This window comes from Vibrio sp. TMPB1044 (assembly GCF_030442075.1).
Taxonomy (GTDB): Bacteria; Pseudomonadota; Gammaproteobacteria; order Enterobacterales; family Vibrionaceae; genus Vibrio; species Vibrio satsumensis.
In genome coordinates this window covers 26,133-41,361 of record NZ_JAUJED010000011.1, presented here as the reverse complement: position 1 = coordinate 41,361, position 15,229 = coordinate 26,133, and the positions used below count along the sequence as shown (strand labels likewise).

Genomic DNA, 15,229 nt, shown 5'->3' with positions numbered 1-15,229 from the left:
TGTCAGATTTTTGTAAGTAACATTTAATAGGTGCCTATTCCATAAGGTGGAATGTGATCCGTGTTTTAATTTGTTATTATTTGAAAAGTTATTTTTAAGCCCGTATATGAAGGGTGTTTCCTGTACGAATTCTCTATGTTTATCTCAAATTATAGGTGAGTTAAATTTGTCCGTTTTGATGGTTTTTTGATGAGTGGTTTGAAGAAGTGAACGTGAGTAAAATGGAAAACCCAATCGTCGATTTATGGTTATGTTCTTTGAGTGATTTGTGTGACGATATCGATATCAAATCACACCTCAAAGAGACACTCACGGCCGATGAAATTGAGAAAGTTGAACGCTATAGAGTGCCCTCGTCTCAAGTTCAAGCCATGTATGTTCGCAACTACTTGAGAGGAGTACTGTCTTGTTATTCGGATTTAACGCCTAAAGCGTGGCGGTTTGAATATGGTGAGAAAGGGAAGCCAAGATTAATTGAGAAACAACAAATAGAAACCGGCCTGAATTTCAATATCAGTCATAGCAAAGAATATTTGTTAATCGCAGTTTGCCAGAGAGAAGGAAAGTCACTTCAATTAGGCGTTGATATCGAACATGCCAGAAGTTCGACCAATATCGACTCGATCATGAAGCACTACTTTTCAGATACGGAATTGACGGATTTACTTGAGCTCAGCAAAGAAGAACAAAGAGAGCGCTTTTTCGATCTGTGGGCGCTGAAGGAGTCGTATATCAAAGCGACAGGTAAAGGGCTAGCCACATCGTTGCGAAGCTTTTCGTTCGATTTCTCCAATCTGACGGAGCAAACACAGTCACATCACCCTTCGGATTTTCAACCAAACTTGCAGGATGAAATTAGATTGTATGGTGAGATCAGCATATACAGTGGAGTTGGGCTGGATGTTACTGAGCAAACCGATATTTCTACAGATTGGCAATGTTGTTTAGGGCGGTTGGATGAGCAGTATCGCTTTGCGGTTACGCTCGGCGGAAATTTGCTACCGATGCAGATAGAGATGAGAACCTTTTCATCATCTCATCTCTTTTAAGCTAGCTTGGTGAGGTGAAGTTAGCTCGTTTCGCCAAGCATCGCTTTTAATACTTCAGCGGGTACAGGCTGAAGTTGCTTGTCTTTATCAAGGCAGACCATTTCAATATCACCAATCACCGCAGGCTTCGTGGCACCTTTGCGCCACACTTCTTGTCGCCATAGCGTTTTGTATTTGCCATCGAGTTCAAAAGAGGTTCGGATGTCGCAAATCTCAGCGAACTCAACCCCATCTTGGAAAGTCATGTTGGCTTTATACACCGCAAAACCCAATCCGTGTTCATTCCATAATGTTGCCAGTTTATCGCTGCCCAACACATGCTCGCGCGCACGCTCAAAGTATTTAAGGAAGTTAGGGTGATAAACCACACCTGAGTGATCGGTATCTTCGTAGTAAATCTGTACTGGGTGATGGTAGATCTGACTCATGGGTAGCAACTCTTGGTTTATAGTGGATCAGTAAATCTGACTAAGTTGTGCAGCACTCTACAGGATAGGTCGAAATTACTTCAAGGCATCTTCGTGAAAGGGGCTTTTGGTCAGACCTCATTTATCATTGATGCTTTGGTCAACTCCCACCCATTTATAAATATTCTATGTGTCATTTTCCACCCATTAAATTTTGCAAAGCGCTGGCGACTCATGTTGGCAACGATGATGAAGCCTTGTGGTTAAAGGCTTGTTAATGTTTTGTATCAATATGGCGCGTTAATTGCCTTAGTGAAAGCACGCAGTTCCCATTGAAGGGCTGCTTTGTTTACTAAGGAGAATAATAATGTTTAAGCCTCTTACCCTGCTGTCTGTATCTGCTCTGGCGCTCACAAGTTTTAATGCCGCTGCAAACTGTGATCCTGGTGAAATCGTGATTAAATTCAGTCACGTAACCAATACCGATAAGCACCCGAAAGGCATTGCCGCTTCTCTACTAGAAGAGCGAGTAAACACTGAAATGAATGGTAAAGCTTGTATGCAAGTTTTCCCTAACTCGACGCTTTACGATGATAATAAGGTACTGGAAGCCCTGTTAAATGGTGATATTCAAATGGCGGCACCTTCGCTGTCTAAATTTGAGAAGTTCACCAAGAAATACCGCATTTTTGACCTTCCATTCCTATTTGAAGATGTAGACGCCGTTGACCGTTTCCAAAACTCAGAATCTGGTGAAAAGCTGAAGAATGCGATGAAGCGCCGTGGTCTGCAAGGTTTAGCGTTTTGGCACAACGGCATGAAGCAGATGTCGGCGAACAAGCCACTACTAAGCCCTGAAGATGCAGAAGGTTTGAAGTTCCGTGTTCAAGCATCAGATGTATTGGTGGCTCAGTTTGAGCAGTTAGGTGCTAACCCTCAGAAGATGTCTTTCAAAGAGGTATACGGTGGCCTACAAACTAAGGTTATCGATGGTCAAGAGAACACATGGTCAAACATCTACGGCAAGAAGTTCTTTGAAGTACAAGATGGCGTGACAGAAACCAATCACGGTATCTTGGATTATCTAGTTGTAACGTCAAACGACTTTTGGAAAGACCTTCCTGAAGATGTACGCGCGCAGCTTGGCACTATCGTTCAAGAAGTCTCGGAAACGCGTAATGCGGAATCTTCAAAAGTTAACCTAGCGAACAAAAACAACATCATCGAAGCGGGTGGTGAGGTTCGTACACTTACGCCTGAACAGCGTGAAGCATGGGTAGTTGCACTTCAACCAGTATGGAAGAAGTTTGAAAAAGACATCGGTTCAGACCTTATCGATGCAGCGTTAGCTTCAAACCAATAACACCGCTAAGGGAGTGGCGAGTATTCGTCACTCCTTACTAAAACAATTATAAGCGGAGTCAATTATGGAAAAGCCTCAAATGGAACAACCAAATTCTAGCGAATCAGCATTGGAAACCTCTCTTTTTTCCAAAGTCGGAAGAGTTACGGATGTGATTGAAGAGTCATTAATCGCATTTTTTCTTGGCGCAATGACGCTACTTACTTTTGCCAATGTGGTATTTCGATACGCATTCAATGACAACATCTTATGGGCACTGGAGCTGACGGTGTTCATGTTTGCTTGGATGGTGTTAGTGGGCGCATCTTATGGCGTTAAAAAACACTTCCACATTGGTGTTGATGTGATCATCAACCTTGCCCCAGAAAAGCTACGCAAAGTGTATGCGCTAATCGCCGTGACGAGCTGCCTAGTATTTTCAATCTTACTTCTTATCGGCTCTTGGAATTATTGGTACCCATTCGCGACCGATCGCGCATGGTATGAGACCGATGATATCCCAATGCCAGAGATGCTTCAGTTTCTTGCTGACTGGCTAAATGAAGGCGAGCGATACGAGAAACTGCCACGTTTTATTCCTTATATGGCGCTGCCGATTGGCATGGCAATGCTGACGTTCCGTTTTGCTCAAGTTGCTTACCAAGTAGTAACAGGCAAGCTTGACCGCATGATTGCAGGACACGAAGCGGAAGAAGAGTTGGATGCGTTGAAAGCGGACGTGCTAGCGGGCTCTGACGAAGATGCGACAGCGGTATTGAATTCGACTCCGCAGAACAAAGCGAATGAGTCGAGTACCAAATCTAACGGTAAGGAAGACTAATCATGGCAATGTTATTTCTATTTTTAATGGTAATTGCTTTCATGTTGGTCGGTGTACCAATTGCAATTTCACTAGGTTTATCGAGCGTAATATTCTTGTTGATGCATTCAGATGCGTCATTAGCTTCAGTCGCACAAACGCTGTTTAATGCATTTGCAGGCCACTACACACTCTTAGCGATTCCTTTCTTTATCTTGGCCTCTAGCTTCATGTCTACTGGCGGCGTGGCTAAACGTATTATTCGTTTCGCTATCGCGATGGTGGGGTGGTTCCGTGGCGGCTTGGCGATGGCGTCGGTTGTGGCATGTATGATGTTCGCAGCCCTTTCTGGTTCATCTCCTGCAACGGTAGTAGCGATCGGTAGTATTGTTATCGCAGGTATGATCAAAAACGGCTACACAAAAGAATTCGCGGCAGGGGTTATCTGTAACGCAGGTACCTTGGGTATTTTGATTCCACCGTCAATCGTGATGGTCGTTTACGCTGCGGCGACGGATGTATCGGTAGGCCGTATGTTCCTAGGCGGTGTGATTCCTGGTCTGCTGGCGGGTGTGATGTTGATGATTGCTATCTACATTGCGGCACGTATTAAGAAGATTCCAGCACAGCCTTTTGTGGGCTGGGGCGAGATGTTTGCAGCAGCGAAGGATGCGAGTTGGGGCCTACTGCTGATTGTCATCATTCTGGGTGGTATCTACGGCGGTATTTTTACACCAACAGAAGCGGCGGCTGTTGCAGCGGTTTACGCATTCTTTATTGCCAACTTTATCTATAAAGATATGGGACCTTTCGCTGACAAGAACAATACCAAGCCTGTGCTGGTGAAAGTGTTCCAAACCTTTTGTCACAAAGATACCAAAGACACACTCTATGATGCGGGTAAGCTGACTATCATGCTGCTGTTTATTATTGCGAACGCGTTGATTCTCAAGCATGTACTGACAGAAGAACGTATTCCTCAAATGATCACTGAGTCTATGCTTTCTGCTGGCTTAGGGCCGATCACCTTCTTGATTGTGGTGAACGTTCTGCTCTTGATTGGTGGGCAGTTCATGGAGCCATCGGGCTTGCTGATCATCGTAGCTCCTTTGGTTTTCCCAATTGCAATTGCGCTCGGTATCGACCCAATTCATCTTGGTATCATGATGGTGGTGAACATGGAGATAGGGATGATAACGCCGCCTGTCGGGCTCAATTTGTTTGTGACCGCAGGTGTCGCGAAGATGTCGATGATGAACGTGGTAAAAGCCGCATTGCCGTGGGTTGGCGTGATGTTCTTATTCCTGATTATCGTCACTTACGTGCCTTGGGTATCGACATGGTTACCGACCACATTGATGGGTCCAGAGATCATAACCAAGTAGTTAGCGGTTTAGATACACGGTTAATCTAACGGACGGTTTATTATCAATAGGGATAACAGCGATAGATGAAGAGTTATACTTTTTCATCTATCGCTTTCTTTTTCCCGCGCCGTAATGTGCCGCTTATGCGTCTGTCGTAGCCTTTCCAGCGCAGTTTTTTCTTTCTTCGCTCGCGCCCAGATCTTCTTTCTACTTCATAATGGTCATCAATTAGCACTGTATCTACAATGACAGGAATGGTCGTTTTTTCATTCATATGCAACTTATCCTTAAAGTCGACATATGAATTATGGAAGAGGAATGTTATCTCTGCCAGTTTCGATATACGTTCAGATCAAGTTGCGCTTTGCGTTTTGTTTCGTTGTTGATTCTTGTATTTCGCAGTTTAATTTTTCACTTCAAAATCTATTGTTTACTTAAAATTATCTTTGTCGATTTGATAACGTTGCATTTTGTCGTAAAGCGTTTTTCTTGGGACATTTAATTGAGACATGGTTAATTTTATACTCCCTTCATTCTCAATCAGCGCGCGCTCGATCACCGCTTTTTCGAACTCTGACACTTGGTCCGATAGGCTAGTACTGGCGTCTGAATGGGTCTCTGAGTTCGCACTATCCCCCAGTTGAGCAAGCTTTCCGAGTAAAATGAAGCGTTCAGCGCTATTGCGTAGTTCACGTACATTGCCGGGCCAATCATGAGCCAAAAGCGCGTGCAGTTCTTTTTGTGGAAGTGCCGGGGCTGTCTTGCCATAACGCGCTGCAGCGACCAGTAAGAAGTGGTGGAAGAGTGCTGGGATATCTTCTTGTCGGCTTCTTAACGGCGGTAAATCTAGGGTCACTACATTGAGTCGATAATAGAGATCTTGGCGGAAAGTACCTTCTTCAGCGGCTTTCTTTAGGTCAATTTTAGTTGCCGCAATTACTCGAATGTCTAGCGGGACTAAACCATTAGACCCAACCCTTTCGATGACGCGTTCCTGCAATACACGCAGCAAACGAATTTGTGCCTGCATCGGCATGGACTCAATTTCATCTAAGAATAGAGTTCCGCCTTGAGCAAATTCAAATTTACCCACTCGTTTGCTTTCTGCGCCAGTGAATGCACCTTTCTCATGACCATACAGCTCACTCTCAATCAGGTTTTCGGGGACCGCACCGCAATTGACTGCGACGAAGTTTTGTTCTCGTCTGCTGCTTTGTTCATGTAAAGAGCGTGCGACCAACTCTTTGCCTGTACCTGTTTCGCCAAATAACAAAATATCTGCGTTGGTGTCGGCAACGTGAGTGATGATAGACCGCAGCTCCGTCATTGATTGCGTGTCACCAATGATTCTTGGGCCGAGCGCTTGGCTGGCCTTAAGTGAACGTTTTAATTCAAGGTTCTCAAGGGTGAGTTGACGTTTTTCTATCGCTCGTTTGGTAGTTTCGATTAGGCGCTCATTGGCGAAAGGTTTTTCGATGAAGTCGTAAGCACCGTATTGGATTGCTTGAACGGCCATTGAAATATCGCCGTGACCAGTAATCATAATAACGGGGATCTCTTTGTCCTTGTGCATCACGGTGTTGAGCAAATCATGCCCGGAAAGACCCGGTAAACAGATATCAGTGATGATCACGTGAGGTAAGCCGTTTTCTTGAATCGCGAGCAGAGCAGACTCCGCATCGGGAAAGAATTCGGCATCAATGTCGGCGAGCTCGAAGCTCTGTTCAATCGCCATTCTTAGATCGGATTCATCATCAATGAAATAGACGTGACACATAGTGGTTCCTTTACTTCTTTGTATTCTGGTTATTGCTGAGTTTTTGCTTGCTATTCTTGTTCAACAAGGGGCAACTCTATGCTGAATCGAGCACCACCTTGAGGGCTTCTACCGGTAACGAGTTTGCCGTTTATTCCGCTGATTATTTGCTGAGAAATCGATAGCCCTAATCCAAGTCCATTTTTCTTGGTGGTATGGAAGGGTTCAAAAAAGTTTCCGTTCGAAGGGGAGGTGAAACCGGGACCGTTATCATCGACATGAATCAGCAAGGTCTTGGCTTGTTGATGGTCGGACTCCCTAATCTCTAACAGAATAGCTAATAGTTTGTCGTCTTGTTGTTCCATCGCCTGAATTGCGTTGGTCAGCAGGTTAATGATCACCTGTTCTAGTTGAATGGCGTTGGCGAGCACGCAAGCATCAAAGGTCTCAGGGAGTTCGTTGACCTTAACTCGTTCACTCTTGAGTTGTGGCTTCATCAACTCCCTAGATGAATGCAATACGGGGAGGATCTGTAATATGTGTAGCTCTTCCGCTGTCGACTTTTTAGCAAAGGAGCGAAGCTGGTGACTAATTTTCGCCATGCGGTCGGTGAGCGATGAAATACGCGATAAGTTGTCATCGACACGATCTGTTTTCTCTTTAGCTAGAAACAGTCGGCCATTGTCAGCATAACTACGAATCGCAGCGAGTGGATTATTCAATTCATGACTAATACTTGCTGACATCTGGCCCAATACCGCCAGTTTTGCCGCTTGGATGAGCTCGTCTTGGGTGTGTCTGAGTACCCGCTCGGTTTCGATACGTTGCTTGATCTCTACGTGTAGCTCAGAGGTTCTTTCGAGTACTTGAAATTCTAGCTTTTGGTTAGCTTCTGACTGCAACCTATCGATCTGGGCGCGTCGGTGTTGACGGTGCAGATTAAGTTGAATGACCAGATAAATGATTGCAAAGACCAAGCTCAGTACCACCATATAGGCGATCAAGTCCCACCAAACCAAGTGGGTGGGAGAGAATACCCTGACCGTTAATCCAGGATCAGGTAGAAAGCGTGAAGAGGTGAAAAACTTCTCTTTAACTAACGGGTGAGATGAACGAATGCTGCTGGTTGCGCCCTCTAGATCTCCAGAGAAGTGGAGGCTTTCAATGTGGGTATCGAGGTATTGCTGATTTTCGCGAATGCGAGCTTGTTGTGTATCATCGAGAGGCTGAAGACTTTTGAATAGCCATTCAGGATTGCTAGACATAAAAATAATCTGGTCTTTATCATCCGCGACAAAAAAACTCTGTTTACCTTGCCAGCTTGCTTCAATCGAAGATAAATCCATTTTTACCACAATTACGCCAATGATTTCAGCAGCATAAGAGACCGGGTAAGAGTAATAGTAGCCTCTCTTTCCTGAAGTTGAACCTAAAGCGAAGTACTGCTTTTCATGTCCTTGAATAGCTTGTTGGTAATAAGGACGGAAGGCAAAATTGCGTCCGACAAAAGAATGTTTTAGGTTCCAGTTACTGGCTGCGATAGTGGTACCGATGCTATCCAATAAATAGGTGTCGGACGCCTGAATCACAGTGTTGACGTGCTCTAGGTAGCGATTGGTTAGCTCTATCTGAGCAGTGTTGCTTGGTGAGTGTAGGGCATCAACTAGCTCTTTATCCTTCGAAAGAAGCTCAGGGATATGGGCAAACTTATCCAATTGGCTGGCAATGTGGACGGAAAAGCGGTCTAAGTTAGATTGGTGATCATTTAACAAACTTTCATGACTTGTGCTCCATACCCAATGACCGCCAAACACCATCAGTGAACTGTATGTGACCATTAATAATATGGGGATTCTAAAAGCTTGAAACATGAAGGCTCTCCGCTAATTTCTTTGGTAAACAATCAAGCCTGTCTTCTCTCGTTTATGGTAGCAAATAGCGGTAGTTTTTGCTGAAAGCAGAGAGTGGACAGGTGGGGGTAGGTTAAGGGTTTGTAACGGGGATTGTTGAAAAAGTTATCGACTCTGAGGGGTAAAACAAGAGCAAGATCTCTTTTTAAGGTTTTTAGCAAAAAAAGCCCTCGATTCCCTTGAAAAAGTCGCTATTGTCCCCATTTCTGTTGTGCTAAGTGATGATTTGATCGTTTTTGTATCACTTAGTTGGACGAATTTAGAGCATTCATCATCATGCAGAGGTGAACGGCTCGACAGAGATTAAACAGATCGCTAGAATGTCGCGTCTAAAATTTCTGTCCTGAGGCTAATCGGAGATACCTTTCTTGTTTCTGAAAACAAGCTTTATTACGTTTTAATCGACGTGTGAAGAACGAAGATATCGCTGATTAGTCTGGTGTTTGGTTGAATAATCAATTCAGATATCAATGCTCGATTTTAAATTAGGTGTTCGGATAGAGCACTACACAAGGATGCAGCCAACAACGTCGGCTTTTGAATTAAAGCTAAGTTACGGCTCATATGCTCAGATTACTGAGCCAGTTTTGAGGTTTATATAATGCAAGTTACTGTTGAAACGCTAGAAGGCCTAGAGCGCCGTCTTAATATTACTGTTCCTGCTGCTAACATCGAAGATGCAGTTACAGCTGAACTACGCAACATCGCGAAAAACCGTCGTTTCGATGGTTTCCGTAAAGGCAAAGTGCCAATGAAGATGGTTGCTAAAATGTACGGCAAAGCAGTACGTCAAGACGTGATGGGCGAAGTAATGCAACGTCACTTCATCGAAGCGATCGTTAAAGAGAAAATCAACCCAGCTGGCGCACCTACTTTCGCACCAGTTGAAAACAACGAAGGCGCTGATCTAGTATTCAACGCAACTTTTGAAGTTTACCCAGAAGTTGAGCTGAAAGGTCTAGAAAACATCACTGTTGAGAAACCAGCAGTAGAAGTTAAAGAAGCTGACGTTGAAGAAATGATCGAAACTCTACGTAAGCAACAAGCAACTTGGACTGAAGTTGAAGCTGCTGCTGACGCTGGTTCTCGTGCAACTATCGACTTCGTTGGTTCTATCGACGGTGAAGAATTCGAAGGCGGCAAAGCTGAGAACTTCCCACTAGAGATGGGCGCTGGTCGCATGATCCCTGGCTTCGAAGACGGTATCGTTGGTAAAACAGCAGGTATGGAATTCGAAATCGACGTAAACTTCCCAGAAGATTACCACGCTGAAAACCTAAAAGGTAAAGCAGCTAAGTTCTCTATCAAGCTGAACAAAGTTGAAGCTCGTGAACTTCCTGAACTAAACGAAGAATTCGTTTCTAAGTTCGGCGCTGCTGACGGTGTTGAAGGTCTTAAAGCTGAAGTTCGTAAGAACATGGAGCGTGAGCTTAAGCAAGCTGTTAAGAACCGCATCAAAGAGCAAGCTATCGACGGTCTAGTTAACGAAAACAACATCGACGTACCTTCTGCTCTAATCGATCAAGAAATCGGTGTTCTACGTCAACAAGCTGCTCAACGTTTCGGTGGCAACACTGAAGCTGCTGACCAACTTCCACGTGAGCTGTTCGAAGAGCAAGCTAAACGTCGCGTAGTTGTAGGTCTTCTTCTTGGTGAAGTAATCAAGACTGAAGAGCTAAAAGCTGACGATGAGAAAGTTAAAGCTATCATCGAAGAGATGGCTACAGCATACGAAGATCCAACAGAAGTTATTGCTTACTACGAGCAAAACGAGCAAATGATGAACAACATGCGCAATGTTGCTCTAGAAGAGCAAGCTATTGATGCAATCATCGCTAAAGCTCAAGTTTCTGATAAAGAAGTTAGCTTCAACGAGCTAATGAATCAGCAACCTGCTTAATATAGTAATATCTGACGTAGAAGGTTGACGTACGGTCAACAATTCTGCTAACAATGGTCCGTATGATTTAATCATTCGGGCCATTTATTTTAGGGACATAAGAATATGAGCTACCAAGAAAAAAACACAATGCCATCGATTATGGACGCACTAGTTCCTATGGTGGTTGAACAGACTTCCCGTGGTGAACGTTCTTACGATATTTATTCTCGTCTATTAAAAGAACGTATCATTTTCTTAACAGGTCAAGTGGAAGACCACATGGCAAATCTTGTCGTGGCTCAACTGCTTTTCTTGGAATCAGAAAACCCAGACAAAGATATCTATCTTTACATCAACTCACCTGGCGGTAGCGTAACAGCAGGCATGTCTATCTACGACACAATGCAGTTCATCAAGCCAAACGTGAGCACAGTATGTATGGGTCAAGCTTGCTCTATGGGTGCATTCTTACTAGCGGGTGGTACTCCAGGTAAGCGTCACGTGCTTCCAAACTCACGTGTAATGATTCACCAGCCACTTGGCGGCTTCCAAGGCCAAGCGTCTGATATTCAAATTCATGCGCAAGAGATCCTAACGATCAAGCAAAAGCTAAACAAACTATTGGCAGAGCACACGGGTCAGCCTCTAGAAGTTGTTGAGCGTGATACAGATCGTGACAATTTCATGTCTGCTGATCAAGCAGTAGAATACGGCTTGGTGGATTCAGTTCTTAATCACCGCGGTCAATAATTGCAGGGCAATTGTTTAACGCAAAGTGATTCAAATTGATATACACTCAAGCATAGAGAGTAAAGGCTAAGAGGTTAGCGAATGACAGATAAAAGCAAAGAGGGTGGTAGCGGTAAACTGCTTTACTGCTCTTTCTGTGGCAAAAGCCAACACGAAGTTCGCAAGTTAATCGCAGGTCCTTCTGTTTACATTTGTGATGAATGTGTCGATCTTTGTAACGACATTATTCGTGAAGAAATTAAAGATGTTCTTCCTAAGAAAGAATCGGAATCGCTGCCAACGCCGCGTGAGATTCGTGAGCATCTTGACGACTATGTAATCGGTCAAGAATACGCGAAGAAAGTGCTAGCAGTTGCAGTTTATAACCACTACAAGCGTTTACGTAATGGTGATACGACAGCTGAAGGCGTAGAGCTAGGTAAGAGTAACATTCTTCTTATCGGTCCTACTGGTAGTGGTAAAACACTATTGGCTGAAACACTGGCTCGTTTCCTAGACGTTCCATTCACAATGGCAGACGCAACAACACTAACCGAAGCGGGTTACGTGGGCGAAGATGTTGAAAACATCATCCAGAAGTTGCTTCAGAAATGTGATTACGACGTAGCGAAAGCGGAACGTGGCATTGTTTACATCGATGAAATCGACAAGATTTCTCGTAAAGCTGAAAACCCATCAATCACGCGTGACGTGTCTGGTGAAGGTGTACAGCAAGCTCTACTAAAACTTGTTGAAGGTACAGTGGCTTCAGTTCCACCTCAAGGTGGTCGTAAGCATCCGCAGCAAGAGTTCTTGCAAGTGGATACATCTAAGATCCTATTTATCTGTGGTGGTGCGTTTGCCGGCCTAGATAAAGTGATTGAGCAACGTGTAGAAACTGGTTCAGGTATCGGCTTCGGCGCAGAAGTGCGTTCAAAAGATGAAACCAAAACTATCGGTGAATTGTTCACTCAAGTAGAACCTGAAGATCTAGTGAAGTACGGCCTGATTCCAGAATTCATTGGTCGTCTACCTGTTACAACAACACTGACAGAGCTTGATGAAGAAGCGCTAATCCAAATCCTTTGTGAGCCAAAGAATGCACTGACAAAACAGTACGCAGCATTATTTGAGCTTGAGGATACAGAGTTAGAATTCCGTGAAGACGCCCTACGCGCAATTGCTAAGAAAGCAATGAATCGTAAAACCGGTGCTCGTGGTCTACGCTCTATTTTGGAGGGTGTTCTGCTAGAAACTATGTATGAACTGCCATCTTCAACTGATGTAAGCAAGGTTGTGATTGATGAGTCGGTAATTAATGGTGAGTCAGAACCACTATTGATTTACAGCAACTCAGATAACCAAGCAGCTGTTGCAGAGTAGGTCTTTTTTAGACAAGTCGCTCAAATTGAAAAAGGAGGTAAGCAATTACCTCCTTTTTTTTATTCTTCCATTGAATCCAGTCGTTTAAGCCCCATATACTGCTTTATAAGTTAAAGCGGAAGAGAGAAATATATGAACTTGGAACGTTCCGAGCGTATCGAAATCCCCGTGCTACCTCTACGTGATGTAGTGGTTTACCCACACATGGTTATTCCATTGTTTGTTGGTCGTGAAAAATCGATTACATGCCTTGAATCGGCAATGGAAGCTAACAAACAAGTACTACTTGTAGCGCAGAAAGAAGCGGACACTGATGAGCCTTCAATCGACGATCTATTTAACGTAGGTACAGTCGCTACCATTCTTCAGTTACTAAAGCTCCCTGATGGTACTGTCAAAGTACTTGTTGAAGGTCAGCAGCGTGCAAAAATTCACCAATTCAAAGAAAGTGAGTTCTTCTTAGCGGATGCCGAATACGTTGTTACCTCAGAACTTGACGAAAAAGAACAAGAAGTGGTTGTTCGCAGTGCGATTAATCAATTCGAAGGCTTTATTAAGCTAAACAAAAAAATTCCACCAGAGGTTCTAACATCTCTTAACGGTATTGATGAGGCGGCTCGCCTAGCTGATACTATTGCTGCGCACATGCCACTTAAGCTGGTAGACAAGCAGCACGTTCTAGAAATCTTAGATGTGACTGAACGTCTGGAGTTCTTGATGGGCCAAATGGAGTCAGAAATTGACATCCTGCAAGTTGAAAAACGCATCCGTGGCCGCGTTAAGAAGCAGATGGAAAAATCTCAGCGAGAGTACTACCTGAATGAGCAAATGAAAGCGATTCAGAAAGAACTTGGCGAGATGGACGATGCACCTGATGAATTCGAGACTCTGAAGAAGAAGATCGAAGAGTCAAAAATGCCTCAAGAAGCTCGTGAAAAAACCGAGCAAGAACTGCAAAAACTGAAAATGATGTCGCCAATGTCTGCTGAAGCAACAGTAGTACGTAGCTACATTGATTGGATGGTGGGCGTTCCTTGGGCTAAGCGTTCAAAAGTTAAAAAGAATCTAGCGAAAGCGGAAGAGATCTTAAACGAAGATCACTACGGCTTAGAGCGTGTTAAAGAACGTATTCTTGAATACTTGGCAGTACAAAACCGTATCAACAAGCTAAAAGGCCCGATCCTTTGTCTTGTTGGTCCTCCTGGTGTAGGTAAAACCTCGCTAGGTCGTTCGATTGCTGCGGCAACGGGTCGTAAGTACACACGTATGGCGCTAGGCGGCGTTCGTGATGAAGCTGAAATTCGTGGTCACCGTCGTACGTACATCGGTTCACTTCCGGGTAAATTAATCCAGAAGATGTCTAAAGTTGGCGTTAAGAACCCACTGTTTCTATTAGATGAAATCGATAAGATGTCTTCTGATATGCGTGGCGACCCATCTTCAGCACTTCTAGAAGTACTCGACCCTGAGCAGAACAATGCATTTAACGATCACTATCTAGAAGTCGATTACGATCTATCTGATGTGATGTTTGTTGCAACATCTAACTCGATGGACATTCCTGGCCCACTATTGGACCGTATGGAAGTGATTCGCCTGTCTGGTTACACAGAAGATGAAAAGCTGAACATCGCTAAGAGCCACCTATTGGACAAGCAAGTTCAACGCAACGGTCTTAAGCCTCACGAAATTGAGATTGAAGACTCTGCAATCATCGGCATCATTCGTTACTACACGCGTGAAGCGGGTGTACGTAGCCTAGAGCGTGAAATCTCTAAGATCTGTCGTAAAGCAGTGAAGAACATCTTGCTAGACAGCGACCTTAAGTCTGTAACGGTTAATATTGATAACCTGAAAGAGTACTTAGGCGTTCAACGTCATGACTTCGGTAAAGCGGATGAAAGTAACCGTATTGGTCAAGTGACTGGTTTAGCTTGGACTCAAGTTGGTGGTGATCTACTGACTATCGAAACTGAAGCAATGCCGGGTAAAGGTAAGCTAACGCAAACCGGTTCACTTGGCGATGTGATGAAAGAATCGATTCAAGCGGCAATGACCGTGGTTCGTTCTCGTGCAGAAAAACTGGGTATTAACTCAGATTTCTACGAAAAGCGCGATATTCACGTTCACGTACCGGAAGGGGCTACACCGAAAGATGGCCCGAGTGCGGGTATCGCAATGTGTACTGCATTAGTGTCTAGCTTGACGGGTAACCCTGTTAAAGCAGAGGTCGGTATGACAGGTGAAATTACCCTTCGTGGTGAAGTTTTACCTATCGGTGGTTTGAAAGAAAAACTGCTTGCAGCACACCGTGGCGGTATCAAAACTGTACTTATTCCTAAAGACAACGAGCGTGATTTGGAAGAGATTCCAGACAACGTAATCGCTGACTTGAAGGTGATCCCGGTTCAGTGGATTGATGAAGTACTCAAAGTAGCGCTAGAACGAGATCCGTCAGGGGTCGAGTTTGATGTGAAAAAATAGTGATGCATAGCAAAAATAAGTAAAGAATTACGCTGATAGGCCCGAAAAGGCTTGTCAGCGTTTTTTTTGGACGCTAAGTTATTGATCAAAGCGGCAGCCC

The 15,229-nt window shown here is 44.2% G+C and carries 12 protein-coding genes and 1 pseudogene; 9 read left to right on the top strand and 4 right to left on the bottom strand.

Features of this window, described 5'->3' with window-relative positions:
* Positions 1-221 precede the first annotated feature (221 nt).
* Positions 222-1,049, top strand: coding sequence for a 4'-phosphopantetheinyl transferase superfamily protein (locus tag QQ041_RS06290; protein ID WP_285953338.1), 828 nt, complete (start codon positions 222-224; stop codon positions 1,047-1,049).
* A 20-nt stretch (positions 1,050-1,069) separates the two neighbouring features.
* Here the strand turns inward: QQ041_RS06290 and QQ041_RS06285 are convergent, their stop codons facing one another.
* Positions 1,070-1,477 carry a thioesterase family protein gene (locus tag QQ041_RS06285; RefSeq protein WP_285953337.1) on the bottom strand — a complete coding sequence of 136 codons (408 nt, stop codon included), beginning with the start codon at positions 1,475-1,477 and terminating at the stop codon, positions 1,070-1,072.
* 346 nt (positions 1,478-1,823) lie between these two features.
* Here QQ041_RS06285 and QQ041_RS06280 point away from each other — a divergent pair, with 346 nt between their 5' ends.
* The 3 genes from QQ041_RS06280 to QQ041_RS06270 all read left to right on the top strand — a co-directional run bounded on the left by QQ041_RS06280 (position 1,824) and on the right by QQ041_RS06270 (position 5,003).
* Positions 1,824-2,819, top strand: a complete 996-nt coding sequence (locus tag QQ041_RS06280; protein WP_285953336.1) for a DctP family TRAP transporter solute-binding subunit — start codon at positions 1,824-1,826, stop codon at positions 2,817-2,819.
* A 64-nt stretch (positions 2,820-2,883) separates the two neighbouring features.
* On the top strand, positions 2,884-3,639 hold the full coding sequence (locus tag QQ041_RS06275; protein WP_285953335.1) for a TRAP transporter small permease: 756 nt from the start codon (positions 2,884-2,886) through the stop codon (positions 3,637-3,639).
* A gap of 2 nt (positions 3,640-3,641) precedes the next feature.
* On the top strand, positions 3,642-5,003 hold the full coding sequence (locus QQ041_RS06270; protein WP_285953334.1) for a TRAP transporter large permease: 1,362 nt from the start codon (positions 3,642-3,644) through the stop codon (positions 5,001-5,003).
* A 73-nt stretch (positions 5,004-5,076) separates the two neighbouring features.
* Here QQ041_RS06270 and QQ041_RS06265 read toward each other — a convergent pair whose 3' ends face one another.
* The 3 genes from QQ041_RS06265 to QQ041_RS06255 form a co-directional block, all read right to left on the bottom strand.
* Positions 5,077-5,259, bottom strand: a complete 183-nt coding sequence (locus QQ041_RS06265; RefSeq protein WP_146491711.1) for a hypothetical protein — start codon at positions 5,257-5,259, stop codon at positions 5,077-5,079.
* 156 nt (positions 5,260-5,415) lie between these two features.
* The gene (locus QQ041_RS06260; RefSeq protein WP_146491712.1) at positions 5,416-6,762 is read right to left on the bottom strand and encodes a sigma-54 dependent transcriptional regulator; all 1,347 of its coding nucleotides are present in this window, start codon (positions 6,760-6,762) and stop codon (positions 5,416-5,418) included.
* A 50-nt stretch (positions 6,763-6,812) separates the two neighbouring features.
* Positions 6,813-8,612 carry an ATP-binding protein gene (locus QQ041_RS06255; protein ID WP_285953333.1) on the bottom strand — a complete coding sequence of 600 codons (1,800 nt, stop codon included), beginning with the start codon at positions 8,610-8,612 and terminating at the stop codon, positions 6,813-6,815.
* Between the two features lie 163 nt (positions 8,613-8,775).
* On the opposite strand from QQ041_RS06255, the pseudogene QQ041_RS24145 reads away from it, so the two are divergent.
* From QQ041_RS24145 to lon, 5 genes and pseudogenes are all read left to right on the top strand, one after another.
* Positions 8,776-8,958, top strand: a pseudogene (locus tag QQ041_RS24145) (hypothetical protein); the annotation flags it as partial.
* Between the two features lie 294 nt (positions 8,959-9,252).
* Positions 9,253-10,551 carry a trigger factor gene (tig, locus tag QQ041_RS06250; protein ID WP_017106221.1) on the top strand — a complete coding sequence of 433 codons (1,299 nt, stop codon included), beginning with the start codon at positions 9,253-9,255 and terminating at the stop codon, positions 10,549-10,551.
* Between the two features lie 105 nt (positions 10,552-10,656).
* The gene (clpP, locus tag QQ041_RS06245) at positions 10,657-11,283 is read left to right on the top strand and encodes an ATP-dependent Clp endopeptidase proteolytic subunit ClpP (RefSeq protein WP_004736080.1); all 627 of its coding nucleotides are present in this window, start codon (positions 10,657-10,659) and stop codon (positions 11,281-11,283) included.
* An 81-nt stretch (positions 11,284-11,364) separates the two neighbouring features.
* Positions 11,365-12,645, top strand: a complete 1,281-nt coding sequence (gene clpX / locus QQ041_RS06240; RefSeq protein WP_009847283.1) for an ATP-dependent protease ATP-binding subunit ClpX — start codon at positions 11,365-11,367, stop codon at positions 12,643-12,645.
* Positions 12,646-12,777: 132 nt separating this feature from the next.
* Entirely contained in the window at positions 12,778-15,129 is a 2,352-nt protein-coding gene (gene lon, locus QQ041_RS06235) for an endopeptidase La (protein WP_146491714.1), read from the top strand.
* Positions 15,130-15,229: the final 100 nt, after the last annotated feature.